This window comes from Kocuria sp. KH4 (assembly GCF_053711175.1).
Window position 1 is genome coordinate 159,025 of the sequence record NZ_JBSJYX010000001.1, and the last position, 24,583, is coordinate 183,607.

The 24,583-nt window shown below is 74.5% G+C and carries 18 protein-coding genes; 8 read left to right on the top strand and 10 right to left on the bottom strand.

Translation table 11 applies throughout. The annotated features are described in order from the left end of the window. The first annotated feature begins 36 nt into the window (after positions 1 to 36). Both ACWCOM_RS00830 and ACWCOM_RS00835 read left to right on the top strand, forming a co-directional pair. On the top strand, positions 37 to 831 hold the full coding sequence (locus ACWCOM_RS00830; protein ID WP_454546835.1) for an amino acid ABC transporter permease: 795 nt from the start codon (positions 37 to 39) through the stop codon (positions 829 to 831). Between the two features lie 10 nt (positions 832 to 841). Beyond that, entirely contained in the window at positions 842 to 1,651 is an 810-nt protein-coding gene (locus ACWCOM_RS00835) for an amino acid ABC transporter ATP-binding protein (protein WP_454546836.1), read from the top strand. Between the two features lie 144 nt (positions 1,652 to 1,795). Here ACWCOM_RS00835 and menD read toward each other — a convergent pair whose 3' ends face one another. From menD to ACWCOM_RS00850, 3 genes are all read right to left on the bottom strand, one after another. Beyond that, positions 1,796 to 3,505, bottom strand: a complete 1,710-nt coding sequence (gene menD, locus ACWCOM_RS00840) for a 2-succinyl-5-enolpyruvyl-6-hydroxy-3-cyclohexene-1-carboxylic-acid synthase (RefSeq protein WP_454546837.1) — start codon at positions 3,503 to 3,505, stop codon at positions 1,796 to 1,798. Between the two features lie 82 nt (positions 3,506 to 3,587). Continuing rightward, a complete protein-coding gene (locus tag ACWCOM_RS00845; protein ID WP_454546838.1) occupies positions 3,588 to 5,786 on the bottom strand; it encodes a PhoX family protein in 2,199 nt (732 codons plus the stop codon). 200 nt (positions 5,787 to 5,986) lie between these two features. Next, on the bottom strand, positions 5,987 to 7,000 hold the full coding sequence (locus ACWCOM_RS00850) for an o-succinylbenzoate synthase (RefSeq protein WP_454546839.1): 1,014 nt from the start codon (positions 6,998 to 7,000) through the stop codon (positions 5,987 to 5,989). 120 nt (positions 7,001 to 7,120) lie between these two features. On the opposite strand from ACWCOM_RS00850, the gene ACWCOM_RS00855 reads away from it, so the two are divergent. Next, positions 7,121 to 7,972, top strand: coding sequence for a phosphatase PAP2 family protein (locus tag ACWCOM_RS00855; RefSeq protein WP_454546840.1), 852 nt, complete (start codon positions 7,121 to 7,123; stop codon positions 7,970 to 7,972). On the opposite strand, the gene ACWCOM_RS00860 is transcribed toward ACWCOM_RS00855, so the two are convergent. Further along, positions 7,905 to 8,798, bottom strand: coding sequence for an MBL fold metallo-hydrolase (locus ACWCOM_RS00860; RefSeq protein WP_454546841.1), 894 nt, complete (start codon positions 8,796 to 8,798; stop codon positions 7,905 to 7,907). The two genes, ACWCOM_RS00855 and ACWCOM_RS00860, sit on opposite strands and share 68 nt — an antisense overlap. A gap of 40 nt (positions 8,799 to 8,838) precedes the next feature. Here ACWCOM_RS00860 and gluQRS point away from each other — a divergent pair, with 40 nt between their 5' ends. Next, positions 8,839 to 9,837, top strand: coding sequence for a tRNA glutamyl-Q(34) synthetase GluQRS (gene gluQRS, locus ACWCOM_RS00865; protein ID WP_454546842.1), 999 nt, complete (start codon positions 8,839 to 8,841; stop codon positions 9,835 to 9,837). Here gluQRS and aceB read toward each other — a convergent pair. Together aceB and aceA are read right to left on the bottom strand one after the other, a co-directional pair. Beyond that, positions 9,759 to 11,432: a malate synthase A gene (gene aceB, locus ACWCOM_RS00870; protein WP_454547080.1), complete on the bottom strand. Its 1,674-nt coding sequence runs from the start codon at positions 11,430 to 11,432 to the stop codon at positions 9,759 to 9,761. The two genes, gluQRS and aceB, sit on opposite strands and share 79 nt — an antisense overlap. Positions 11,433 to 11,599: 167 nt before the next feature. Beyond that, positions 11,600 to 12,883: an isocitrate lyase gene (gene aceA, locus ACWCOM_RS00875; protein ID WP_454546843.1), complete on the bottom strand. Its 1,284-nt coding sequence runs from the start codon at positions 12,881 to 12,883 to the stop codon at positions 11,600 to 11,602. 172 nt (positions 12,884 to 13,055) lie between these two features. Here aceA and ACWCOM_RS00880 point away from each other — a divergent pair, with 172 nt between their 5' ends. Together ACWCOM_RS00880 and putP are read left to right on the top strand one after the other, a co-directional pair. Further along, a complete protein-coding gene (locus tag ACWCOM_RS00880; protein ID WP_454546844.1) occupies positions 13,056 to 14,537 on the top strand; it encodes a helix-turn-helix domain-containing protein in 1,482 nt (493 codons plus the stop codon). Between the two features lie 141 nt (positions 14,538 to 14,678). Next, complete coding sequence (gene putP, locus ACWCOM_RS00885; RefSeq protein ID WP_454546845.1) at positions 14,679 to 16,175, top strand: sodium/proline symporter PutP; 1,497 nt, start codon at positions 14,679 to 14,681, stop codon at positions 16,173 to 16,175. Between the two features lie 93 nt (positions 16,176 to 16,268). Here putP and ACWCOM_RS00890 read toward each other — a convergent pair whose 3' ends face one another. From ACWCOM_RS00890 to ACWCOM_RS00900, 3 genes are all read right to left on the bottom strand, one after another. Then, on the bottom strand, positions 16,269 to 17,237 hold the full coding sequence (locus ACWCOM_RS00890; protein WP_454546846.1) for an L-lactate dehydrogenase: 969 nt from the start codon (positions 17,235 to 17,237) through the stop codon (positions 16,269 to 16,271). A gap of 106 nt (positions 17,238 to 17,343) precedes the next feature. After that, a complete protein-coding gene (locus ACWCOM_RS00895) occupies positions 17,344 to 19,317 on the bottom strand; it encodes a penicillin-binding transpeptidase domain-containing protein (protein ID WP_454546847.1) in 1,974 nt (657 codons plus the stop codon). A gap of 102 nt (positions 19,318 to 19,419) precedes the next feature. Then, the gene (locus tag ACWCOM_RS00900) at positions 19,420 to 21,045 is read right to left on the bottom strand and encodes an SLC13 family permease (protein ID WP_454546848.1); all 1,626 of its coding nucleotides are present in this window, start codon (positions 21,043 to 21,045) and stop codon (positions 19,420 to 19,422) included. Positions 21,046 to 21,212: 167 nt separating this feature from the next. On the opposite strand from ACWCOM_RS00900, the gene ACWCOM_RS00905 reads away from it, so the two are divergent. Both ACWCOM_RS00905 and ACWCOM_RS00910 read left to right on the top strand, forming a co-directional pair. Continuing rightward, a complete protein-coding gene (locus ACWCOM_RS00905) occupies positions 21,213 to 22,115 on the top strand; it encodes a LysR family transcriptional regulator (protein WP_454546849.1) in 903 nt (300 codons plus the stop codon). Positions 22,116 to 22,233: 118 nt separating this feature from the next. After that, on the top strand, positions 22,234 to 23,331 hold the full coding sequence (locus ACWCOM_RS00910) for a tartrate dehydrogenase (RefSeq protein ID WP_454547081.1): 1,098 nt from the start codon (positions 22,234 to 22,236) through the stop codon (positions 23,329 to 23,331). Positions 23,332 to 23,470: 139 nt separating this feature from the next. On the opposite strand, the gene ACWCOM_RS00915 is transcribed toward ACWCOM_RS00910, so the two are convergent. Further along, a complete protein-coding gene (locus ACWCOM_RS00915) occupies positions 23,471 to 24,430 on the bottom strand; it encodes an HpcH/HpaI aldolase/citrate lyase family protein (RefSeq protein WP_454546850.1) in 960 nt (319 codons plus the stop codon). Positions 24,431 to 24,583: the final 153 nt, after the last annotated feature.

Sequence of the window (24,583 nt, forward strand, 5' to 3'; positions counted from 1 at the left end):
CACCGCCCGCCCGTACCATCCAGAACGGACCACCCCATGGCCATGACCATGCACCAGAGAGCCCGTCTCTCCCGCGGCATCCAGTACGCCGTCCTGATCCTCGTCGTCGTCGCGCTGCTCGCGATCGCCGACTGGCCGCTGCTGATCGAGAAGGTGTTCAACCCGGAGATCGCGGCCCAGCAGTTCCCCGCCATCATCACCACCGCGCTGAAGAACACCGTCATCTACACGCTGCTGGGCTTCGTGGTCGGCCTCACCGGCGGTGTGGTCCTGGCGCTGATGAAGCTCTCCTCCGTGGCGCCGTACCGGTGGCTGGCCACGCTCTACATCGAGTTCTTCCGCGGCGTGCCCGCCCTGCTGGTCTTCCTCGCCTTCGGCTACGGCATCCCCCTGGCCTTCGGCGTGCGCTTCAACCACTACGTCACGGTCATGGTCGCCCTGGGCCTCGTGGCCGCGGCCTACATCGCGGAGTCGCTGCGCGCGGGCCTGCAGGCCGTGCCGAAGGGCCAGTACGAGGCCGCCCGGTCCCTGGGCATGTCCCACGCGCGGGCGATGGTCACGATCGTCATCCCGCAGGCCCTGCGGATCGTGCTGCCGCCGCTGACGAACGAGGTGATCCTGCTGACGAAGGACTCCTCCCTGGTCTACCTGCTGGGCATGGGCGTGGGCCAGTACGAGCTCACCAAGTACGGCCGCGAGGCGATCTCGGGCGCCGGCGCCGGGCTGACGCCCCTGGTGGTGGCGGGCATCTGCTACCTCATCATCACGGTGCCGCTGGGCGTGCTGACCCGCCGCTTCGAGTCCAAGACCGACCGCATGAAGAAGTCCTAGGAGCCAGACGATGAGCACTGCATCCTCCCCGCAGCCCCGGTCCGCCGACGGCCTCGCCGGCGCCGCCTCCGTCGTGATCGAGGGCCTGCACAAGTCCTACGGGTCCCTCGAGGTGCTCAAGGGCATCTCCCTCGGCGTGGAGGCCGGCCAGGTGGTCTGCCTCATCGGCCCCTCGGGCTCGGGCAAGTCCACCCTCCTGCGCTGCGTGAACCTGCTCGAGAGGCCCCAGCAGGGGCGGATCACGATCGGCGACTTCGACGTCACCGACCCCGAGGCCGACGTGGACCGGATGCGCCGGCACGTGGGCATGGTCTTCCAGCAGTTCAACCTGTTCCCGCACCTGAGCGTCCTCGAGAACTGCACCGTGGCCCAGGTCAAGGTGCTCAAGCGGGACAAGGCCGAGGCCGAGCGGGTCGCCCGGGCCAACCTCGACCGCGTGGGCCTGTCCGAGAAGGCCGGCAGCCACCCCGACCAGCTCTCCGGCGGGCAGCAGCAGCGCGTGGCCATCGCCCGGGCCCTGTCCATGGACCCGTCCCTGATGCTGTTCGACGAGCCCACCTCCGCCCTCGACCCCGAGACGGTGGGCGACGTGCTGGCCATCATGCGCGACCTCGCCGCCGAGGGCATGACGATGCTCGTGGTCACCCACGAGATGGAGTTCGCCCGCGACGTCGCCGACAAGGTCGTCTTCATGGACGGCGGCGTGGTCGTCGAGGAGGGCCCCGCCGCCCAGGTCATCGGCGCCCCGAAGGAGCCCCGCACCCAGTCGTTCCTCTCCCGGGTGCTCAACCCCACCCAGGTGCAGGCCCCGGAGAGCTGACCCGGCGCCCGCTCCGCCCGCAGGGCGCGGAAGGGCCCCGTCCCCGCCCGGGGACGGGGCCCTTCCGCGCCCTGCGCCGCACCGCCCGTCCCCGGGACCGGCCACGGGGACGGGCGCCCCGCCGGCGGCGCGGCGGCGGCGGGCTCAGTCCGCGGGCCCGGCCACCGCGGCCCGGATCCGGGCGTGCAGGCCCCGCAGCTCCCGCCGGTCCACCCGCACCTCCAGCACGGAGCGGCCGCGCACCGGCCCGGCGAGCGCCGCGGCGAGCTCTGGGAGGCCGCCCACCTGCCGGTGCGGAACCCCGTAGCCCGCGCAGAGCGCGTCCAGCTGCGCCTCGTGCGGGGTGCCGAAGAAGCGCTCGACGACGTCGCGGTACTCCTGCTGCTCCCCCAGCGCCCCGTGCTCGAGGGTCGCGAAGATCCCGCCGCCGCCGTCGTTGAGCACCAGCACCTGCAGGTTGGGCTCCCGTTCACCGGCGCCCAGCAGCAGGGAGGAGGCGTCGTGCAGGAAGGTCAGGTCCCCCACCAGGGCCCGGACGGGGCGCCCGGTGCCCAGCGCCACGCCCGCGGCGGTCGCCACCGTCCCGTCGATCCCGGCGAGCCCGCGGTTGGCGACCACCAGCGGGGACGCGGGACCGGGGCGGGCGGCGAGGTCGAGGTCCCGCACGGGGTTGGAGGAGCCGGCGACGAGCACCGCCCCGTCCTGCCGGCAGGCCTCCCACAGCGCGGCGGCCACGGCCGGACCGGTCGGCCGCCCCGGGGGCTCCGCGGCGAGCAGCCGCGCCACGGCCCCGTCGGCGGCCGCTCCCGCCGCGCGCCAGGCGGCGGCCCAGCCCGGGGCCCCGCGGCCGGTGAAGGCGGCCGCCTCCGCCCAGCTGCCCAGCACGCGCTCGCGCCGCCGGCCCGGGTCGTACCAGGCCACGGGGTCGGGCTGGACCGCGGCGGTGGCCACGTCGGCCCGGGCCAGCAGCGCTGCGACCGGGCGGGAGAGCGTCGGCCGCCCGGCCAGCAGGACCCGCTCGATCCGCCGTCCGAGGGGCGCCTCCAGCAGCAGCCGGTAGGCGCCCACGGCCTGCGGGCCGGAACGGGCGTTCGAGGACGGCTCCGCGAACAGCGGCAGCCCGCAGGCCTCGGCGAAGCGGGCGGCGGCGGGGCCCGCGCCGTCCCCGGCGACGACCACGGAGCGGGCCTGTCCCGCGGCCGGGGACGGGGCCGTGACGGGGCCGGCGGCGACGGCGCGCGGCCCCGGGTCCGGGGCGGCCGCGGTGCGGGCCGCCAGCCGGCAGGCGTGCCCGGCGAGGGCGGCGCCGTCCTCCGGTCCGGGGTGCAGCGGTTCGCGCAGGGCCACGTTGAGCTGGACGGGCCCGGCGGGGCGGGGCCCGCGGCCGGCGAGCGCGGCCAGGGGCGCGGCGAGGCGGGCGGGGACGTCGTCGTCCTCGGGCAGGAGGTCGACGGCGGCGCGCACGTGCGCGCCGAAGAGCCCGGGCTGGCGGGTGGTCTGGTTGGCGCCGGTGCCGCGCAGCTCCGGCGGGCGGTCGGCGGAGAGCACGACGAGGGGCACCTCGGCGTGGTCGGCCTCCATGACCGCCGGGAGCAGGTTGCCCACCGCGGTGCCGGAGGTGGTGACCACGCCGGCCGGCCGGCCGGTGGCCCGGGCGATGCCGAGGGCGGTGAAGGCGGCGCCCCGCTCGTCCACGCGCACGTGCACCTCCAGGGCGCCGGCGGCGTGGGCGGCGGCCGCGGCGTAGGCCAGGGGCGCGGAGCGGGAGCCGGGGGCGACGACGAGGTGGCGCATCCCGGCGCCGACGAGCTCCTCGAGGACGGCGCGGGCGGTGTCGAGGGACGGTGTGGTCACAGGAGACCAGCGTAGTCCCGGGAACGGGACGGTCCCCGTCCCGCCGGGCGGCGGGACGGGGACCGTCCGGTGGGCCGTGCGCTCAGTAGGAGCGGGCGGCGGTCCGGGCCGCGCTCTTGGTCTCGGCGGTGGCCTTGCCCTTGTAGCCGCGGTAGCGGGGCCCGCGCTCGCCGTTCTTGCGGCGCCGGCCCGCGTTGCGCTCCCGGCCGGGCCGGTCGGAGATCGCCCCGGGGAACTCGGGTCCCTTGTCGCCGTCCGCGGGGAAGACCTGGGCGACGGACGGGCGCGGCAGCGCCCACTCCCCGCCGCCCTGCCGGGTGGGCAGGACGTAGTCGGGGAAGTAGGAGCGGGGCTCCTCGAACGAGCCGTCCTCCCCCGGGTGCTGCACGGCCACGTAGACCATGCGCTCGCGGTCGTGGATCACGGGGCCGCAGGTCTCGGCGTCCTGCGGGACGGCGAGGAACTGCTCCACGTTGCCGCGCCGGCGCCCGGTCAGACCCACCCGGAACAGCCCGTCGTTGTAGCCGATGGTGCCGGGGGCCCCGTCGGTGGAGATCCAAAGATTGCCGGCGGAGTCGAACGCGAGGTTGTCCGGGCAGGAGATCGGGGAGACCTTGTCCGCCGGGTAGCCGGAGAAGTAGACGGACGCGTTCTTCGCGGGGTCCCCGGCGACCAGCAGGATGTTCCAGTCGAACTCCAGGGCGGCGGCGCGGTTGTTCCGCTCGGTGAGCTCGATGACGTGCCCGTCGCGGTTCTGGGTGCGGGGGTTGGCCTCGTCCGGGCCGGCCTTCCCGGCGGTGCCGCGCTGGGTGTTGTTGGTCAGCGCCACGTAGAGCTTGCCGGTCAGAGGGGACGGCTCGACGTCCTCGGGGCGGTCCATCTTGGTGGCCCCGACCCGGTCCGCGGCGAGGCGGGTGAAGACCAGGACCTCCTCGACGGACATGCCGTCCACGGCCGACTCGCCGTCCACGACCAGCGGCAGCCACCGCCCGGAGCCGTCGAACGCGCCGTCGGAGGGCAGCCGCCCGGAGCCGTCGATCTCGGCGGCGGTGTCCCCGGTGAACTGCGCGACGTAGAGGTCACCCTCGGAGAGCAGGGTCATGTTGTGCGCCCGGTCGCCCTCGACGTACTTCTGGGCGGAGACGAACTTGTAGAGGTAGTCGAAGCGCTCGTCGTCGCCGGAGTAGGCGACCACGGTGCCGTCCTCGGCCACGCGCACGTTGGCGCCCTCGTGCTTGAAGCGGCCCAGGCTCGTGTGCTTGACCGGGGTGGAGGACGGGTCCTGCGGGTCGAGCTCCACGATCCAGCCGAAGCGGTTCGGCTCGTTCTCGTAGCCGGGCAGGGTCGAGTCGAAGCGGGGGTCCACCTCGTGCCAGCGCCGGCTGGGGGCGTCGGTGGAGATGCCGTAGCGCTTCTGCTCGGCGGTGCCGTTGCCCTTGAAGTACTGGTTGAAGTTCTCCTCCCCCGACAGGACGGTGCCCCACGGGGTGGTGCCGCCGGCGCAGTTGTTCTGCGTGCCCAGCACCACGGTGCCGGTGGGGTCGTCCCGGGTCTTCAGCAGGTCGGAGCCCGCGGCCGGGCCGTCCACCGCGAACGGGGTGCTCAGGGTGATGCGCCGGTTGCGGCTGCCGCCGCGCACGTAGGACCAGGGCCGGCCGGGTCCGGTGCGGGCGATCTCGACCACGGACATCCCGTGCGCGGCCATGGCCACCCGGGCCACGCGCTCCAGGTCCCCGAGCTGGTCGGCCGGGAACATGGTGGTCTCGTTGGTGTACTCGTGGTTGTTCACGAGCACGCCCGTGCGCCCGCCGCGGTCCTGCAGGATGTCGAGGTAGTCCGAGTTGTACCCGAACTGGCGCGCCTGCGCCTCGGGGGTCTGCTGCAGCGGGTCGAACTCCGGGGAGTCGGTGAACAGCGGGTCGCCCCAGCGGATGATCGGGGACCAGTCGTAGCCCTCGGGCACGGTGAGGTCGTCGACGGTGTTCGGGACGGGGGCGATCGGGGTGAAGGACAGCCCGGAGCGGCCGCGGCCGTGGGCCTGGGCCGCCTCGGGGGTGGCCCCGACGACACCGACGGTCACGGCCGCCGCGGCGCCCAGCCCGAGCGCGGAGCGGCGGGACAGGGCGGCGCCGGCGATGTCCCGGAAGTAGCCGTTGCCGGAGGTGTTGCACTCCGGGCCGGCGCAGGCGTTGCCGCACTTCAGCTGGCAGGTGAGGGGGCTGCGCTTGCCGCGGGCGTGGCCCAGCATGGGAAGGAGGGGGCGCTTGGCGAGATCGGTCATGGCTCTCCCAGGGGATCGGTCCCGCGGGACGGCCGCGGGCGGGGAACGGGTGCTTCGCCACTGCACCACCGCGGCGTGAGGCGCGGGGGGTGCCGAGGGAAAGCCCACGTTAACGGGCGGTGACGGCACGGGGTCGCGACGCCCCCGCCGGGTCCGGGCCCGCGGGTGCCGGTCTGGTGCGGAGGCCGGGCCGGTGCGGGTCAGCCCGGCGCGGCGCCCGCGGCGCGGGCGTGCACCCGGCGCACCCGCTCCAGCCACCACCGGCGCCGGTCCTCCGGCACCGCCCGGGCCGCCAGCAGCCCGGGGTCCGGGACGGCCTCCCGCAGCTCGAGCGCCCCGTCCACCGGGCGCAGCGGCTCGCGCAGGACGTCCTCGCGCATGAGCGAGACCGTGCCCAGCCCGCACGCGTAGGGCAGCTCGGGCAGCGCGGCGGCGAGGGCCAGCCCGGCCCGGATGCCCACCGAGGAGTCCAGCGCCGAGCTGACCACGGCGGGCAGCCCGGCCTGCGCCACCACGTCCAGGGCCCGGCGCACCCCGCCGAGCGGGGCGGCCTTGACCACGAGCAGGTCCGCCGCCCCGGCCCGGGCCACCGCGAGGGGATCGCTCTCCTTGCGCACGGACTCGTCGGCGGCCACGAGCACCGGCACGCCGCGGTCGGCGAGGCCCTCCCGCACCGCGGCCAGGCCGGCCACGGTCGGCACGGGCTGCTCCGCGTACGCGAGACGGTGCTCCCCCAGCCGCTCCAGCGCCGCGAGCGCCGTGGGCACGTCCCACCCGCCGTTGGCGTCCACCCGCAGCTCCGCGTCCGGGAGCCGGTCCCGCACCGCCGCGACGCGGGCGGCGTCGTCGTCCAGGTCCTGGCCGCGCTCGGCGACCTTGACCTTCACGGCGCGCACACCGGCCCCGAAGCGGGCCAGCACCTCGGCCACCTGCTCCGCCGGCACGGCGGGCACGGTGGCGTTGACCGGGATCCGGGTGCGCCGGGGCGCCGGGAAGCCGTGCCACGCGGCGTCGACCGCGGCGCGCAGCCAGGCGGCGGCCTCGGCGTCCCCGTACTCGGGGAACGGCCCGAACTCGCCCCACCCGGCCGGCCCGCGCAGCAGCATCGTCTCCCGCACGTCCACCCCCCGGAAGCGCACGCGCATGGGCAGGGCGACGACGTGCGCGTCGGCGAGCAGCTCGTCGGGCGGGGGCAGGGGCACGGGCTCGGTCATGGCCACCAGCCTAGGCGCGCTCGCCCAGCCCGCTCCGATCCGCCCGTGGAACAATGAGGGCTCTGCGGGCCCGGGCCCGGCCGCACCGGGACACCCGCCCGCCCGACCACCAGGAGCTCCATGACCACGACCGCCCACCACCGCCCGGCTCCGACCGCCCTCCAGGCGCTCGCCCACGTGCTCGGCGCCGCCCTGCTGTTCGGCGGCGCCGTGGCGGTGGGCGTCGTGGCGCTGACCACCCCGACCGGCCAGTGGCTCGACGAGCTCGCCCTGCGGCAGGCCACGGGCGCGTTCCCCGGTCTCTCGGACCGGGCCCGGGAGCTGCTCGACCTCCTCCCGTGGGCGGTGGGGGTGGTGTCCGCCGTGTGCCTGGCCGTGCTCGTCGCGCGGTCCAGGCGCCTGGCCCCCGCGCTGACCGGGGCCGCGGTGGTGGTGCTGTCCAACCTCACGGTCCAGCTGCTCAAGCGCGTGCTCGTGGAGAAGCCGGACCTGGGCATCCAGGAGGCGGCCGGCAACTCCTTCCCCTCGGGGCACACGGCCGCCGCGGCCGCCGCCGTGGCGGTGGTGCTGCTCGCCGCCCCGGCCCGGTCCCGCCCGTTCGTGGCCCTGCTGGGGGCGGCGGCGACGACCGCGACCGGAGTCGCGACGCTGCTCAACGGCTGGCACCGGCCCTCCGACGTCGTGGCCTCCCTGCTCGTCGTGGCGGGGTGGGCCGCGCTGGGCGGGCTGGTGCTGCGCGTGACCGGCCCGGTGGAGCGGCCCGGGCGCGGCGGGGGCCTGGTCGCGCTGCTGGCCGTCCTCGGCGCCGGGGCGCTGGCCGCCGGGCTGCTGCCCCTGTGGGCCGCGCTGCGGGTGCCGGGCGGCGGCTGGGCGGCGATGGCCGGCTGCGCGGCGATCTTGGGGGTCAGCCTGCTCGCGGCGGCAGCCCTGGCAGCGCTGCAAGCGCCGCGGTCGCGGCGTCCTCGACCCTGATCCGCTCCAGCCGGTCCAGGAGGATGCGCGCCGCACCGGGGTTGTAGGGCAGGCGGAACATCGAGGCCGTCACCGGCCGCATGCCCTCGGGCTGCGCGGCGGCGGCCTCGCTGGCGTCCACCCGCTCGATCGCCGCGCGCATGGTCTGCGCCTGCTGGAGCACGAAGCCGCGCTCCACGGGGTGGCCGTGGCCGGGGACGAAGACCCGGTAGCGGTCCAGGGCGGCGAGGTGCTCCAGGGCCGTGGCCCAGCCGCGCGGATAGGAGTCGTCGAAGCTGGGGTCGGAGCCCTGCTCCACGACGTCCCCCGTGAACACGACGTCGTCCACCCCCACGCACACGTCGTTGTCGGTGTGCCCGTGCCCGAGCGAGAAGAGCACCGCGCCGCGCCCGCCGAGGTCCACGCGGGTCAGCGCGGGACGCCGGCCGGTGCCCGGCAGGTGCCGGTTGGGCACCACCAGGCGGGTGTCCGGACCGTCCGCGGCGGCCATCTCGGGCTCGTGGGTGCCCACGTAGGAGCGCTGGAAGTCGCCGTGCTCCTGGATCGCCTCGGCGCAGCCGCGGTGGGCCCAGAACTCCTCGGCGCCGTCGCGCTGGAACACCGCGTTGCCCATGAAGTGGTCGTAGTGGGCGTGGGTGTTCACCACCGTCAGGGGCAGGTCCGTCAGCGAGCGCACGGCCCCCAGGATCTCCCGGGCCTGCCGGGGGCCGGCGCCCGTGTCGATCACGAGGGCGCGACGGGCACCCAGCACGAGACCGGAGTTGAGTCTCCAGTTGTCCGTGCTCACGGCGAAGACGCCGTCGCGCAGTTCGTTGATGCGGGCCACCCTGCCAGGGTACCGACCGGCGCTGTCTATCCTGGCACCCATGACCACTTCCTCCCCGGGGCGTGCGGCCGGAGGCGCCGGTCGCTACGCGCCGTCCCCCTCCGGGGACCTGCACCTGGGCAATCTGCGCACGGCCCTGGTCGCGTGGGCCGCCGCCCGCTCGAGCGGGCGGCGCTTCGTGCTGCGCGTCGAGGACATCGACCGGGTGCGACCGGGCGCGGCCGAGCGGCAGCTGGCCGACCTCGCCCGCCTGGGCCTGGACTGGGACGGCCCGCCGCTGCTGCAGTCCACGCGCGAGGCCGCCCACCGTGCCGCCGTCGCGGAGCTCACCGCGGCGGGGCGCACCTACGAGTGCTACTGCACGCGCCGGGAGATCCAGGAGGCGGCCCGTGCCCCGCACGGGGCACCGGGCGCCTACCCGGGCACGTGCCGGGACCTCGGCGACGCCGAGCGCGCACGCCGCCGCGACCGGCCGCCGGCGGTGCGGCTGCGGGCGGACGTGCGCTCCCGCACGGTCGTGGACCGCTGGGCCGGCCCCTGCACGGGCCTGGTCGACGACTTCGTGCTGCTGCGCAACGACGGGCGGCCCGCCTACAACCTCGCGGTGGTCCTGGACGACGCCCACCAGGGCGTGGACCAGGTGGTGCGCGGCGACGACCTGCTGCCCTCGACGCCGCGGCAGGCCCACCTGGCGGCGGTGCTCGGGCTGCCCGAGCCGCAGTGGGCGCACGTGCCGCTCGTGCTCGCCCCCGGGGGCCGGCGGCTGGCCAAGCGCGACGGGGCGGTGACCCTCTCCGAGCTCGCCGCGGCGGGCCACGGCACGGCGGAGGTGCTGGGCTGGATGGCGGCGTCGCTGGGCCTGCCCGGCCCGGTCCGCACGGCGCAGGACGTCCTCGCGGTCTTCGCCGAGGACGTCCTGCCGCGGGCGCCCTGGGTGGTGGACCCCTCGGCCTGGGCGCCTCAGGCGGGAACCCGGGACCGGGGACCGGCCTCCTCCGGGGCGTGCGGGTCCTCGGGCTCGGCCAGGAACCGCTCGTAGGCCGGGGTGGTCAGGAACGCCGGGTAGTCGTCGCCCAGGGCGACCTCCTCGAAGAGCGCGCGGGCGTCGTCGAAGCGGTCGCCCTCGGTCCGCGGGATCCGCCCGAACTCCTCCTCGAGGAGCTCCTGCACCCACTCCCGGGTGATCTCCTCGCCCTGGTCGGTGATCGCCCGGGAGTTCACCCACTGCCAGATCTGGGAGCGGGAGATCTCCGCGGTCGCGGCGTCCTCCATGAGGTGGTGGATGCCGACCGCGCCGTGCCCGCGCAGCCAGGCCTCGAGGTAGCGGACCCCGACCTCGACGTTGTTGCGGATCCCGGCCTCGGTGATCCTCCCCCGGGCCGAGGCGATGTCGATGAGCGCCCGGCCATCGGGCACCACGTCCTCCCGCCGCCGGTCGAGCTGGTGGGGCCGGTCGCCCAGCACCGCGTCGAAGACCTCCCGGCACACGGGCACGAGGTCGGGGTGGGCCACCCAGGACCCGTCGAAGCCGTCCTGGGCCTCGCGCGTCTTGTCGGCCCGCACCTTCTCGATCGCGGCCCGGTTGACCTCCTCGTCGCGGCGGGACGGGATGAACGCGGCCATCCCGCCGATCGCCATGGCCTGCCGGCGGTGGCACGCCCGCACGAGCTGCTCGGTGTAGGCCCGCATGAACGGCTGGGTCATGGTCACGGCGTCGCGGTCCGGGAGGATGAAGCGGGGCCCCCGGGTGCGGAAGTTCTTGATGATCGAGAAGATGTAGTCCCAGCGCCCGGCGTTGAGCCCCGCGGCGTGCTCGCCGAGCTCCCACAGGATCTCCTCCATCTCGAACGCCGCGGTGATCGTCTCGATCAGGACGGTCGCCCGGATGGTGCCGTGGTCCGCGCCGAGCACGGACTCGGCGCGGGTGAAGACGTCGTGCCACAGCCGCGCCTCGCGGTGGGACTCGGTCTTGGGCAGGTAGAAGTAGGTGCCCAGTCCCAGCCTCCGGAGCCGGCGGACGTTGTGGAAGAAGTACAGGCCGAAGTCGACCAGCGCCCCGGCGATGGGCTCGCCCCGCACGCAGAGGTGCCTCTCCTCCAGGTGCCACCCGCGCGGCCGCACCACGATCGTGGGGTTGGCCCGCGGGTCCGTGTTCTGCAGGGCGTAGCGCCTGCCGTCCGGGCCGGTGTGCTCGATGGTCCCCTCGAGGGCGTCGATCAGGTTCAGCTGGTTGGTGACCACGTTGGTCCAGTGCGGGGTGCTGGCGTCCTCCATGTCGGCCAGCCACACCTGGGCCCCGGAGTTCAGGGCGTTGATGGTCATCTTCCGCTCGGTGGGCCCGGTGATCTCGACCCGCCGGTCCTCCAGCCCCGGCGGCGGCGGGGGGACCCGCCAGCAGTCGTCCTCGCGGATCCTCGCCGTCCCGGGCAGGAAGGTGGGGTCGGTGCCGCGGGCGATCGCCCGGCGCCGCTCCTCGCGGGCGGCCAGCAGCTCGCGGCGGCGCGGCTCGAACTCGCGGTGCAGGGCCGCCAGGAAGGCCAGCGCGTCGGGGGTGAGCACGCGGTCCTGCCGGGGCACGTGGTGACCGGTGAGGGTCACCCCGTTGATCGTCACGGGGTCGCTGGTCATGGTCATCATGGCTGGTTCCTCGCCTGGGAAGGGTCCGGGAGCGGATCGGGAAGCGATCCGCAGGAGGGTGGGCAGAGATCGGGTGGGGCGCCCCGCCGGGACGCGGCCGTCGCCGGGGGGTCGCGGCGGCCGGGGACCCGCTCGGGTCCCCGGCCGCCCCGCCCGCGGGCGGCTCAGAACTGGGCGGCCTCCGTGGAGCCGGCCAGCGCCGTGGTGGAGGAGGCCGGGTTGAGCACCGTGGAGACCAGGTCGAAGTAGCCGGTGCCCACCTCCCGCTGGTGCCGGGTGGCGGTGTAGCCGCGCTCCTCGGCCGCGAACTCCCGCTCCTGCAGCTCCACGTAGGCCGTCATCTGGCGGCGGGCGTAGCCGTGGGCCAGGTCGAACATCGAGTGGTTCAGCGCGTGGAAGCCGGCGAGGGTGATGAACTGGAACTTGAAGCCCATGGCGCCCAGCTCCCGCTGGAACCTCGCGATCGTGTCGTCGTCCAGGTGCTTCTTCCAGTTGAAGGACGGCGAGCAGTTGTAGGCCAGCATCTGGTCCGGGTGCTCCGCGTGGATGCCCTCGGCGAACTGCCGCGCGAGCTCGAGGTCCGGGGTGCCGGTCTCCATCCACAGCAGGTCGGCGTACGGGGCGTAGGCGTTGCCGCGGGCGATGCACGCCTCCAGGCCGTTGCGCACCTTGTAGTAGCCCTCCGCGGTGCGCTCCCCGGTGACGAACGGCCGGTCCCGGTCGTCGACGTCCGAGGTGATCAGCGTGGCGGCCTCCGCGTCGGTGCGGGCGATGATCAGCGAGGGGACGTCGGCGACGTCGGCCGCGAGCCGGGCCGCGCTGAGCGTGCGGATGTGCTGCTGGGTGGGGATGAGCACCTTGCCGCCGAGGTGGCCGCACTTCTTCTCGGAGGCCAGCTGGTCCTCCCAGTGCACGCCGGCGGCGCCGGCCGCGATCATCGACTTCATCAGCTCGTAGGCGTTCAGCGGGCCGCCGAAGCCGGCCTCGGCGTCGGCGACGATCGGGACCAGCCAGTCCTCGACGGTGCGGATGCCCTCCGCGTGCTCGATCTGGTCGGCGCGCATGAGCGCGTTGTTGATCCGCCGCACGACCGCCGGGACGGAGTTGGCGGGGTAGATCGACTGGTCGGGGTAGGTCTGGCCCGCGAGGTTCGCGTCACCGGCCACCTGCCAGCCGGAGAGGTAGACGGCCTGCAGGCCGGCCTTGACCTGCTGGACGGCCTGGTTGCCGGTCAGGGCGCCCAGGGAGTTGACGAAGTCCTCGGTGTGCAGCTTCTGCCACAGCCGCTCGGCGCCGCGGCGGGCGAGGGTCTGCTCCTCCTGCACGGTGCCGCGCAGGCGGACGACCTCCTCCGCGGTGTACTCGCGGGTGACGTCCTGCCAGCGCGGGTCGGCGTCCCACTCCTGGCGGATCTCGTCGGCGGTCTTGGGGGCGTTGGGGTAGGACATGTCAGCTCCTCGTCGAGTGGTCCACGGTGGTGCGGAAGGGCTGCGAACGGGACCGCAGATGGTCCGGAAGTTCGCGTCCTCCGGGTGACACACACCACTGTGCGCCCGGATCGGCCGGGGTGGACCTCGATGTTCCCGCGAAGATTCCCGATTGTTCGCCTAGGATGAAGAAATGACGACCAGTGCGTGGGGCTACGAGCCGCCGTCCTCGGAGGAGCCGCCCCGGACCACCGACCTCATCGGCCTGGGCCGGCGCATCCGTTCCCTGCGCAAGGACCGGGGCCTGACCCTGGCCGAGCTCGCCGGCCGCGCCGGCACGGCCCCCTCGCAGCTGTCCGTCATCGAGAACGGGCGGCGGGAGCCGCGGCTGAGCCTGCTGCAGCGGCTCGCCGAGGTGCTGGGCACCGGCGTGGACGCCCTGCTCGGGGCCGAGCCCGCCACCCGGCGGGAGGCCCTGGAGATCCGGCTCGAGCGCGCCCAGCGCTCCCCGTTCTACGAGCAGCTGGGCCTGCCGGCGGTCCGGGTGAGCTCGGCCCTGTCCACGGAGGTGCTCGAGGCGCTGGTGGCCCTGCAGGACCGCCTGGCCCAGGCGCTGGAGAAGAACTCGGCGACCCCGGAGGAGGCCCGCCGGGCCAACGTGCAGCTGCGCCGGCTGATGCGGGAGCGGGACAACTACTTCCCGGACCTGGAGCAGGCCGCCAAGGAGCTGCTGGCCCTCGGCGGGTACTCCTCGGGACCGGTGTCCAACTCGGTGATCTCGGAGATGGTGGGCCGGCTCGGCTACAGCATCCACCACGTCACCGACCTGCCCCACTCCACCCGCTCGGTCACCGACCTGCTCAACCGGCGGATCTACCTGGTGCAGAGCCCGCGGGCGGACCACGACCCCCGCGCGGTGCTGCTCCAGGCGGTCGGCCATCAGGTGCTGGGGCACGAGCCGCCGAAGGACTACGCCGAGTTCCTGGCCCAGCGGGTGCAGGCGAACTACTTCGCCGCGGCGGTCATGCTGCCCGAGGACCAGACCGTCCCGTTCCTGCTCGAGGCGCAGAAGAACCGCGACCTCTTCCTGGAGGACCTCAAGGACCGGTTCGCCGTCTCGCACGAGACGGCGGGCCACCGCTTCACGAACCTCGCGACCCGCCACCTGGGCATCCGCACCCACTTCCACAAGGTGCACGCCTCCGGGGTCATCCACAAGGCCTACGAGAACGACGGGCTGGCCTTCCCCACGGACCACACCGGCGCGATCGAGGGGCAGATCTCCTGCCGCAAGTGGACCGGGCGCACGGTGTTCGACCAGCCCAACCAGTTCACCGCCTACGCCCAGTACACCGACACCCCCTCCGGCACCTACTGGTGCTCCACGCGCACGGAGCTCTCCGGCCAGGGCACCTTCTCGATCGGCGTGGGCGTGGGCTTCACGGACGCCCGCTGGTTCCGCGGCCGGGACACCCCGCACCGCACCGTCTCCAGCTGCCCGGACCCCTCCTGCTGCCGGCGCCCGCCGGAGGAGCTGAGCCGGGTCTGGGCCGGCCACGCGTGGCCCAACACCCGGGCGCACTCCCACGTGCTCGCGGCCCTGCCGGAGGGCGCCTTCCCCGGCGTGGACGAGCGCGAGGTGTACGAGTTCCTGCAGGCCCACGACGGCGCCTGAGCCGCCCCCGGGCGGTCCGCTCGTCCCCGCCCCGGCTGGTCACTGCCCGGGAGCCTGCGTAGGGTTGCGGGGTCTCCCGACCCACCCACCCCCTCCTGGACGCCGTGCTCCACCGGGCCGGCGCCGGGCGGAAAGGACGCCATGACCCAAGAGATCTCCCAGACGATCGCGATCGTCGTCTACTTCGCCGCCATGATCGCGATCGGCCTCTACGCCAACAGCCGGACCAAGAACCTCGACGACTACATGCTCGGCGGGCGCAACCTCAAGCCCGGCGTCGCCGCGCTCAGCGCCGGTGCCTCCGACATGTCCGGCTGGCTGCTCCTCGGCCTGCCGGGCGCGGTGTTCCTCTCGGGCATGGTCGAGGCGTGGATCGCCGTCGGGCTGATCGTCGGCGCGTGGGTGAACTGGAAGTTCATCGCGCCCCGACTGCGCTCCTACACGGAGGTCTCGCACAACTCGATCACCATCCCGTCCTTCCTGGACAACCGGCTCAAGGGCGGGACCCGGATGCTGCGCATCGTCTCCGGCCTGGTGATCCTGGTGTTCTTCACGTTCTACGTCTCCTCCGGCATGGTCGCCGGCGGACTGTTCTTCCAGTCGTCCTTCGGCTCGAGCTACCACGCCGGGCTGCTGCTGGTCGTGGGCGTCACCATCGCCTACACCCTCTTCGGCGGGTTCCTGGGCGCCACGTACACCGACGTGGCGCAGGGTCTGCTCATGTTCGCGGCCCTGCTGCTCGTCCCGGTCGTCGGCGTCGTCAACGTCGGCGGCCTCGGCCGGATGGCCGAGAACATCCGCGCCGTCCAGCCCGACGCCCTCTCCATGGTCTCCGGGGCCACGGCCATCGGCGTGGTCTCGGCCCTGGCCTGGGGCCTGGGCTACTTCGGCCAGCCGCACATCATCGTCCGCTTCATGGCCATGCGCTCCCCCGCCGACGCCAGGACCGGCCGCCGGATCGGACTGGCCTGGATGGTGCTCAGCGTCCTCGGGGCGATCGCCACCGCCCTGGTCGGCATCGCCTACTACGGCAGCCGCCCCGACGAGAGCCCGACCGATCCCGAGTCCGTGTTCCTGGACCTCGCCCAGCTCTTCTTCCACCCGGTCGTCGCCGGCTTCGTCCTGGCGGCCGTGCTCGCGGCCATCATGTCCACGGTCTCCTCCCAGCTCATCGTCTCCTCCTCCGCGCTGGTGGAGGACCTCTACAAGCTGACCGTCAAGGAGTCCCCCTCCGAGCGCAAGCAGGTCTGGCTGGGCCGCGCCGGCGTGGCCGCCGTCGCGCTCGTGGCGGTCTTCCTGGCCTGGGAGCAGAACAACACGATCCTCGGCCTCGTGGCCTTCGCCTGGGCCGGCTTCGGCGCCTCCTTCGGGCCGATCGTGATCCTGGCCCTGTTCTGGCGCAGGCTCACCGACCTGGGCGCGATCACCGGCATGGTCCTGGGCGCGGTCACCGTGTTCGCCTGGACCGTGACCCCGTGGGCCGACCTCTACGAGATCGTCCCCGGCTTCGTCGTCTCCCTGGTCTCCGCCGTGCTGGTCTCGAAGGCCACGTACCGGCACGACGAGGACGTCGAGCGCGAGTTCGACGACGCCGTGCGCCTCACCCACGCGGCGGAGGACGAGATGGCCGCGCGCTGACTCCCCCCGCGCTGACTCCCCGCGGCACGACCGGGGCCCGTTCCGCCGGAACGGGCCCCGGTGCCGTCCCCGGGCCCGGCGCCCGCCCGGCGGTCAGTACCCGATCGAGGCCAGGCTCGCCCGGATCGCCTCGGCGGAGCGGTGCAGCATGGCCAGTTCCTGCTCGTCCATGGGCACGACCAGGCGTTCGACGACGCCCTGCCGCGCGACGACCGAGGGCACCGACAGGGCGACCCCGCTGATCCCGCGGTAGTCCTCCAGGACCGTGGACACCGGCAGCACGGCGTGCTCGTCGCGCAGCACGGCCTCGGCCACCCGGGTCGCGGCGAGCCCGATCGCGTAGTTGGTGGCGCCCTTGCCCTGGATCACGGTGTACGCCGCGTTGATCGTCCGGTGGGTGATGTCCTCCAGCCGATCCTCGGTGAAGGGCCGGCGTCCCTCCACCGTCCAGTCCCGCAGCGGGATCTGCCCGATGTTCGCGTTCGACCACAGCGGGAACTCGGTGTCCCCGTGCTCGCCCACGATCGTGGCGTGCACGCTCGTGGTGGACACCCCGCCCTCCTCGGCCAGCAGCCAGCGCAGCCGGGAGGTGTCCAGCACGGTGCCCGAGGCCATCACCCGCCCCGGGGGCAGGCCGGTGAGCTGCTGCGCGATCACCGTGAGCACGTCGCACGGATTGGTCACCAGCACGTACACGGCCTCGGGCGCCTGCTCCACGAGCCGCGGCATCAGCGACTCCAGGATGCGCGCGTTGGCGCCCGCCAGCTCCATCCGGGTCTGCCCCGGCCGCTGCTTCGCGCCGGCGGTGACGACGACGAGGTCCGCGCCGGCCAGCACGGCGACGTCGTCGGAGCCGGTCACCCGGGAGCTGGGGGTGAACATGGCCCCGTGGGCCAGGTCCAGGCCCTCGGCGCGGACCCGGTCCCCCGCCAGGTCGTAGAGGGCGACCTCCTGGGCGACGCCCTTGATCAGCGCCGCGTAGGCCACGGACGAGCCGACGGAGCCGGCGCCGACCACACCGATCTTGGTGCGCGCGGAAGTGGGGGGAACGGTCTCGGGCACGGGGAGCTCCTGTCGGGGTCGGGGTGCGCGGCGGACGGGACGTCCTCCCCCATCCTCCGCCGACCGGGCGCGCACCGGAAGGGCCCGCCCCGTCCGGGTCGCCGCCTCAGCCGGTGCGGGCCTCGGCGGCGGCCGCCAGGAAGTCGCGCATCAGCGGTCCGCCGGTGATCGAGCCGAGGTCGCCGTCCTCCACGAAGACCGCGACGGCCAGGTCCTCGTGCTCGGCGATCACCCACGAGTGGGTCCGGGGCGGGTCCTCCTCGCCGAACTCGGCGGTGCCGGTCTTGCCGATCGCCGTGTCCGGCTCGAGCTCCTGCAGCACCTCCAGGTGCCCGGAGGAGACGACGGCCCGCATCATGGTGCGCAGCTGCTCCGCCTCCGCAGCGGTCAGGGGCTGCTCCGGGCCGGGCCCGGTCGTGGCGGTGCCCTCGAGCAGGCCCTCGGTGGTGACCAGCCGGGGGGTCACCGGCTCGCCGGCGGCGACCGAGGCCGTGAGGGTGGCCATGGCCAGCGGCGAGACGAGCGTGCGCCCCTGCCCGAACAGGGCGGCGGCGTGCTGGGCCGGGTCCTCCTCGGCCGGGACGGCGCCGGTGAACACGGGCACCCCGAGGTCCGGCTCGGCGCCGATCCCCAGGGACCCGGCCGCGGCGGCCAGCTCGGCCTGGCTGATCCGCTCGTGCTGGTCCACGAAGGCGGTGTTGCACGAGTGGGCGATCGCCTCGGTGAGCGTCACGGCGCCGGTGAACTCGGCCGGGTAGGACTCGACGTTGTCGACCCGCACGCCCGCGGCCGTGGTCGAGGGCGGGCACTGCACCTCGGTGTCGGGCGTGTCCCCCGCGCGGAGCATGCCCAGGGCCGTCACCACTTTGAAGGTGGACCCGGGCGCGTACTGGCCCAGCAGCGCGGTGGAGTAGCCCTCGGAGCCCGGCCCGTTGGCCGAGGCGACGATCTCGCCCGTGGAGGGCCGGACCGCCACGATCGCGGACGGGGACTCGACGCCGGCCAGCAGCTTCTCGGCGGTGTCCTGGAGCCCGCGGTCCAGGCTCACCGTGACCGGTTCGCCGGCCTCCGCGGGCACCTCGAACAGCGGCGCGCCGGCGGCCTGCACGCCGTCCCCGCCGGGCACGACCTCCTCGACCACCACGCCGGCGGTGCCGCGCAGCCGGTCGTCGAAACGCTCCTGCAGCCCGCCGCGGCCGACCAGCGCACCGGCCGCGAGGTCGCCGCCGGAGTCCTCGAGGTCCTCGGCGGTCGCCGGGGACACCCCGCCCAGCAGGTCGGCGGCGAAGCCGCGGGAGGGCGCCAGCGGCAGCTCGTCCTCGACCACGAGCAGCCCCGGGACGGCCTCCGTCTGCCGGGCGTCCAGCGCCCGGAAGTCCTCCAGCCGCAGGGGGACGGCCTCCACGAACGCCTCGGGTCCGGCCTGCTCGACGGCCTCGGCGTAGGCGTCGGCGTCGATGTCCACGGCCGCGGCGAGCCGGCGGGCCGCCGCGCCCGGGTCCGCGCCGTCGAGCCGCGACCGGTCGATCCCGACCCGGCGGATCGGGCGCTCCGTCACCAGGGTCTCCCCGTCCGCGCCGAGGACGTCCCCGCGGTCGGCGGCCACGGTCCGGGCGCGCAGCGCCTCGCCCTGCTGCAGCCCGGGCTGCACCACGCCGGCGGACCACTCGGGCACCCACTCCCCGCCCTCCGCGCGGACGAGGGGCAGCACCGCGTCGTACGCCCAGTCGCGGTCCGTGCCGGGCAGGTCCCAGGACCAGGCCAGCGTGGCCTCCCGCCGGTCCTCCTGCCCGGTGTCCTCCACCGCCGTGACCTCGACGGACGCGGCGGCCCCGCCCAGCCCGGCGGTGGCCTCCTCGTACTGCTGCTGGGCGGCGGGGCCGGCGACGGCGCCGAAGCCCAGGTCCTGGACGCTGCCCGCGGTCAGTGCCGCGGCGACCCGTTCGGCGCTCTCGCGCCCGTCGTCGGCGGTGAGGCCCGAGCAGCCGGACGCCAGGAGCCCGGTGCTCAGCGCGAGCGCCGCGGCCCGGCGCCGCGGCCCGGGCCGGACGGCGGGGGTGGAGGACTGGTTGGTCTGCACCCGCCCAATCTAGCGGGACGGGCCCCTCCGGGAGCGGACCGGCCGCGGCACGGCAGGGCGCCGCCCACGGGTCCCCACCGGGTCCGTGGGCGGCGCCGGCGGTCAGCCGCCGAGGCCCACGACCGCGATCATGACGGGGACGACGGTGACGATGAGGATCACGCCGAGGATGTCGAAGACGATGCCGGTGCGGATCATGCGGGTGATGGGGACCGCGCCGGTGCCGTAGACGATGGCGTTCTGCGGGGTGGAGACCGGCAGCATGAACCCGAAGGACGCGGCGAAGGTCGCCGCGAGGGCGGGGACGAAGGGGTCGACGCCGATGGCCTGGCACAGCGGGATGACGATCGGGACGATCACCGCGGCCGAGGCCGTGTTGGAGGTGGTCTCGGAGATCAGCACCGCCAGCACGGCGGAGAAGATGGTGATGGCCACGACGTTGGTGATGGGCAGGCTCTCGGAGGCGCCGGTGCCGATGGTCTCGGCCAGGCCCGTGGCGGCCAGCAGGGAGCCGAAGATGATGCCGGTGCCGAAGAGGATGATGGTGCCCCAGTCGATCTTGGCCGCGTCGGTCCAGGTGAGCGTGGCCTCGCGCTTGGCCCAGTTCGTGGGCAGGATGAACAGCAGGGCGGCGCCCAGCACCGCCACGATGCCCTCGTCGAGGCGGTCGTCGAGGAAGATGTAGGCGGCCGACTCGGTGCCGCCGAACAGGCTGACGACGGCCGGCAGCAGCCACAGGGTGACGGTGATGCCGAAGGCCACCAGGGTGTTCTTCTCCGCCCGGGACATCTTCCCCTGGGCCGCGCGGTGCTCGCGGATGTACTCCTCCACGCCCTCGATCCGGCGGATCTCGGGCTTGTTGAGCAGCAGCATGACCAGCGCCAGGACCACGAACATGGCCAGGCAGACCGGGAAGGCGATGGCCATCCACTGGGCGAAGGAGATCCGGGTGCCGGTGGCCTCCTCGATCAGGCCGCGGCCGATGAGGTTCGGCGGGGACCCCACGGGGGTGAGCAGACCGCCGACGGAGGCGCCGTAGGCGAGCATGAGCAGCAGCGCGGCCCCGACCCGCAGCCGCAGGGGGTCGAAGTCGGCCTTCACCACGCCGCGGTCCTGCATCATCTCGGCGATGACGGCCAGGATGCCCAGGGCGGTGGGCATGAGCATGGCCACCGTGGCCGTGTTGGAGACGAAGGCCGAGAGCATGCAGGTGATCACGCCGAAGGCGATGATGATCCGGTAGGTGGACCTGCCCACCCCGGGCAGGGACAGCACCGCCAGCGCCAGGCGCTGGGCGATGCCGTGCTTGAGCATGGCCTGGGCGAGGATGAACGCCCCGATGAACGTGAAGATCGTGGTGGAGCCGAACGGCTGGAGCACGTCGGAGGCCGGGGCGACCCCCAGGACCACCACGGCGGCCACGCCGATCAGCCCGCCGATCGGGATGGGCACCGGCTCGCAGATCCACAGGATGATCACGCCGAGCAGCACGGCCGCGAGCAGGTGCTGGGTGCGGTCCAGGTTCAGCGGCAGCAGGGCGAAGATGATCGCCACCGCCGGGGCCAGGAACAGCCCGGTGGTCTGACGGGCGCGCTCGAACCGCTCCTCCTGCGGGGAGAGCGTCTGCTCGCTGAGGCTGCGGAAGGTCTTGCCCCCCAGCAGGGCGGCGCGCACGTCGGTGCGCGCCGCGGTGGTGGAGCGGGAGGGTGGGGGCTGCTGTGTCTGCACGGTCCTGGTCCTTCCTCGACGGGATGGCTCTACCATGCACTGTGACGTGCATCACGTCCAGCACTGTCTGACTACTACGCTGATAGGCAGGAACGATGGGTGCCGGAACGCCCGGGCGGCACGACCCGTGCCCCCGAGCCGTCCGGACCCGCGGAAGGAGGGCGCACATGGACGTCCGGCAGCTGAGGTACTTCCTGGCGGTGGTCGACCACGGCGGCTTCACCCGTGCGGCGGAGCACCTGCTGATCGCCCAGCCGTCGCTGTCGCAGACCGTCAAGGGGCTGGAGCGGGAGCTGGGCGTGCCGCTGTTCCACCGGATCGGCCGGCGGGTGGTCCTCAGCGGGGCCGGCGAGGAGCTCGTGGGCCCCGCCCGGGTGGTGCTGCGGGACCTCGAGGCCGCCCGGGCGGCCGTCGACGACCTGCGCGGGGTGCGCAGCGGCCGCCTGGACCTGGTGGCGATGCCCTCCCCGGGCGTGGAGCCGCTCACGTCGATGATCGCCGCCTACGCGCGGTCCCACCCCGCCGTGACGGTCGACGTCGAGGCGGCGTTCACGACCGAGGAGGTGACCGCCGCCGTGCGCACCGGCCGGGCCGAGATCGGGATCCTGGGCTCGGACCGCCCGTTCCGCTCCGCCGAGGTCGACGTCCGGCACCTGGAGGAGCAGCCGCTCGTGCTGATCGTCAGCCCGCCGGCGGACGCCTTCCCCGCCGGGGACGCCGTCCGGCGGGAGGAGCTCGACGGGCACCGGGTCGTGGTCTCCCAGCGCGGATCCCTGATGCGGTGGCTCGTCGACGACGCCCTGGCCGCCGGGATCCGCGTCGAGATCGCCGCGGAGGTCGCCCACCGCACCTCCGTCCTGCCCCTGGTCCTGGCCGGGGTCGGGCACGCCGTCCTGCCCTCCTCCTGGACGCCCCTGGCGCGCCGGATGGGCCTGCGCGTGCTCCGGATCGAACCGGTCACCGCGCTGCACGTGGCGGTCGTGAGCCGCCCGGCGGACCTGACCCCCGCCGCCCGCGCGTTCCTCGCCGTCGCCGAACAGCACGCGACGGCCCCGGCCCGGCCGGCATAGGCGCCGGCTATGCGAAGGATGCGAACCCGGTCTTGGACCGCAGGTGCCCGTGCCCGTTCTACTGGAGCACGACGCCGCGGCACCCGGCGGCGAGCCCACGGACAAGGAGAGCACCAGCATGGCCGAGCACCGCGTTTTCACGATCGCCTCGATCCCCGCCGACGGGGTCGGCCAGGAGGTCGTCGCCGCCGGCCGCACGGTCCTGGACGCGCTGGCCGAGCAGTCGGAGGGCGCCTTCGCCTTCGAGTGGACCGAGTTCCCCTGGGGCTCCGCGTACTACGCCGAGCACGGGGTGCTGATGCCCGCCGACGGCCTGGAGACCCTGAAGCCCTTCGACGCCATCTACTTCGGGGCCGTGGGCTGGGAGAATGTCCCCGACCACGTGTCCCTGTGGGGGCTGCGGCTGAACATCACCCAGAACTTCGACCAGTGGGCCAACATCCGCCCGGTGCGCTTCCTCCCCGGGGTGGTCTCCCCGCTGCGCAAGGCCGACGACACCGAGCTGGACTGGGTCGTGGTCCGGGAGAACAGCGAGGGCGAGTACGCCGGGCTCGGCGGGCGCAACCTCTCCGGCCGGGGCCCCGGCAACGAGGTGGCCGTCCAGTCCTCCCTGTTCACCGAGAAGGGCTGCGAGCGGATCATCCGCTTCGCCTTCGACCTGGCCCGCACCCGCACGGTCAAGAAGGTCTCCAGCGTCACCAAGTCCAACGCCCAGCAGTACGGCATGGTGCTCTGGGACGAGGTCTTCGCCCGCGTCGCCCAGGACTACCCGGACGTGGCCACGGAGTCGGTGCTGGTGGACGCGATGAGCGCCAAGTTCGTGCTGCACCCGGAGGAGCTCTCGGTCGTGGTGGCCTCCAACCTCAACGCCGACATCCTCTCCGACCTCGGCTCCGCGCTGGCCGGCAGCCTCGGCCTGGCCGCCAGCGCCAACCTCAACCCGGAGCGCCGCTTCCCGTCGATGTTCGAGCCCGTCCACGGCTCCGCCCCGGACATCGCCGGCCAGGGGATCGCCAACCCGATCGGGGCCATCGCCAGCGCGGCCCTGATGCTCGACCACTTCGGCCTGCACGCCGAGGCCCGCCGGCTCGAGGCCGCGATCGAGGCGACCACCGCCGCCGGTCACCTCACCCGGGACATCGGGGGCACCGCCGACACGGACGAGATCACCCGGGCGATCGTGGCGGCCCTGGCGGCGTCGCTGACCTCCGCCTGACCCGCCGCGCCGGCCGCGGGCGGCCGGGACGGCAGGGGGGCCGGTGGGCGCCGTGCGGACACGGCGCCCACCGGTCCCCCGTCCGCGCGGCAGCGGGTGCGCCGCCGCGCGCGAACGGGTCGGCCCCCGCACCGCCGGGTCAGCAGTGGTACGTGTCGGTCGGCGCCTCGAAGTGGACGTCGTAGCCCTCGGGCACGCTCAGGCCGAAGGCCCCGGCCAGGCCGAGGATCTTCCGGGCCCGGGCGAGCCGCGGGAGGTCGGAGCCGTTGCGGATCTCCCCGCCGTCGGCGTCGAACTCCTGCAGGAACTCGGTGGCCCAGGACAGCTCGGACAGGGACGGGCTCAGGCCCTCGTTGACCGTGGCGGCCTGCTCGGGCATCAGGCACAGCTTGCCGGTCATGCCGAACTCCAGGGTCACGGACGTCGCCTCGGCCAGCTTCGGGCCCAGCGCCCCGACGGCGGGGCCGTCGATGGGCCCGGGGAGGTTGGCCGCGCGGGAGGCGATCGTGAACTGCGAGCGCGTGTAGGCCAGCGTCATGGGGCGCTCGCCGAATCCCGTGTCGCGGCGGAAGTCGCCCAGGCCGAAGCCCAGCCGGTAGGTGGAGCGGGCGCCGGCGATGGCCGGCAGGTGCTGGACCCCGCGGGCGGTCTCGACGAGCGCGACGATCCGGGTGTCCTGGAGCAGCTGAGCGGTGCGGGTCACGTGCTCGGGCGACTCGACCATGGCCAGCATCACCCCGTCGAGGCCGCGGACCCCGGCGAGCGCGCGGAGGTCGTCCTCCCACCACTGCGTGCCGAAGCCGTTGACCCGCACCCAGGCGCGCTGCTGCACCCCGTGCTCGTCCCGGGCGTCCAGCCAGTCGGTCACGTTGCGGCGGGCGCGCTCCTTGTCCTTGGGCGCCACGGAGTCCTCGAGGTCCAGGACGACGACGTCGGCCGCGCTCCCCGCCGCGACCGCGAAGCGCTCGGCCTGGGCGCCGTTGACGAGCAGCCAGGAGCGGGCGAGCTCCGGGCCGACCGCCGGCGCGGCGACCCGGGCGGCCGGCGGCGAGGAGGTGGTCGGGGTCGTCGTGGTGGACTCGATCGAGGTGGCAGTCATGAGTGCGTACCCATTTCCGTGTGGCGCAGCGTGCTGCGCTGCGGCGTGCGTGCCGGGGCGCCCGGGCCGGGGAGGGCGGGGCTGCCCGGCGGAACCGTGACCGGTGGCGGTGCCGCGGGGACGATGGCGTCGCGGGGGTCCGTCCGGTGCGTG

Coding starts and splice junctions, on each gene's coding strand:
- ACWCOM_RS00830 (WP_454546835.1), top strand. CDS start 37: ATGGCCATGACCATGCACCAGAGAGCCCGTCTCTCCCGCGGCATCCAG.
- ACWCOM_RS00835 (WP_454546836.1), top strand. CDS start 842: ATGAGCACTGCATCCTCCCCGCAGCCCCGGTCCGCCGACGGCCTCGCC.
- ACWCOM_RS00845 (WP_454546838.1), bottom strand. CDS start 5,786: ATGACCGATCTCGCCAAGCGCCCCCTCCTTCCCATGCTGGGCCACGCC.
- ACWCOM_RS00850 (WP_454546839.1), bottom strand. CDS start 7,000: ATGACCGAGCCCGTGCCCCTGCCCCCGCCCGACGAGCTGCTCGCCGAC.
- ACWCOM_RS00855 (WP_454546840.1), top strand. CDS start 7,121: ATGACCACGACCGCCCACCACCGCCCGGCTCCGACCGCCCTCCAGGCG.
- gluQRS (WP_454546842.1), top strand. CDS start 8,839: ATGACCACTTCCTCCCCGGGGCGTGCGGCCGGAGGCGCCGGTCGCTAC.
- aceB (WP_454547080.1), bottom strand. CDS start 11,432: ATGACCATGACCAGCGACCCCGTGACGATCAACGGGGTGACCCTCACC.
- aceA (WP_454546843.1), bottom strand. CDS start 12,883: ATGTCCTACCCCAACGCCCCCAAGACCGCCGACGAGATCCGCCAGGAG.
- ACWCOM_RS00880 (WP_454546844.1), top strand. CDS start 13,056: ATGACGACCAGTGCGTGGGGCTACGAGCCGCCGTCCTCGGAGGAGCCG.
- putP (WP_454546845.1), top strand. CDS start 14,679: ATGACCCAAGAGATCTCCCAGACGATCGCGATCGTCGTCTACTTCGCC.
- ACWCOM_RS00905 (WP_454546849.1), top strand. CDS start 21,213: ATGGACGTCCGGCAGCTGAGGTACTTCCTGGCGGTGGTCGACCACGGC.
- ACWCOM_RS00910 (WP_454547081.1), top strand. CDS start 22,234: ATGGCCGAGCACCGCGTTTTCACGATCGCCTCGATCCCCGCCGACGGG.
- ACWCOM_RS00915 (WP_454546850.1), bottom strand. CDS start 24,430: ATGACTGCCACCTCGATCGAGTCCACCACGACGACCCCGACCACCTCC.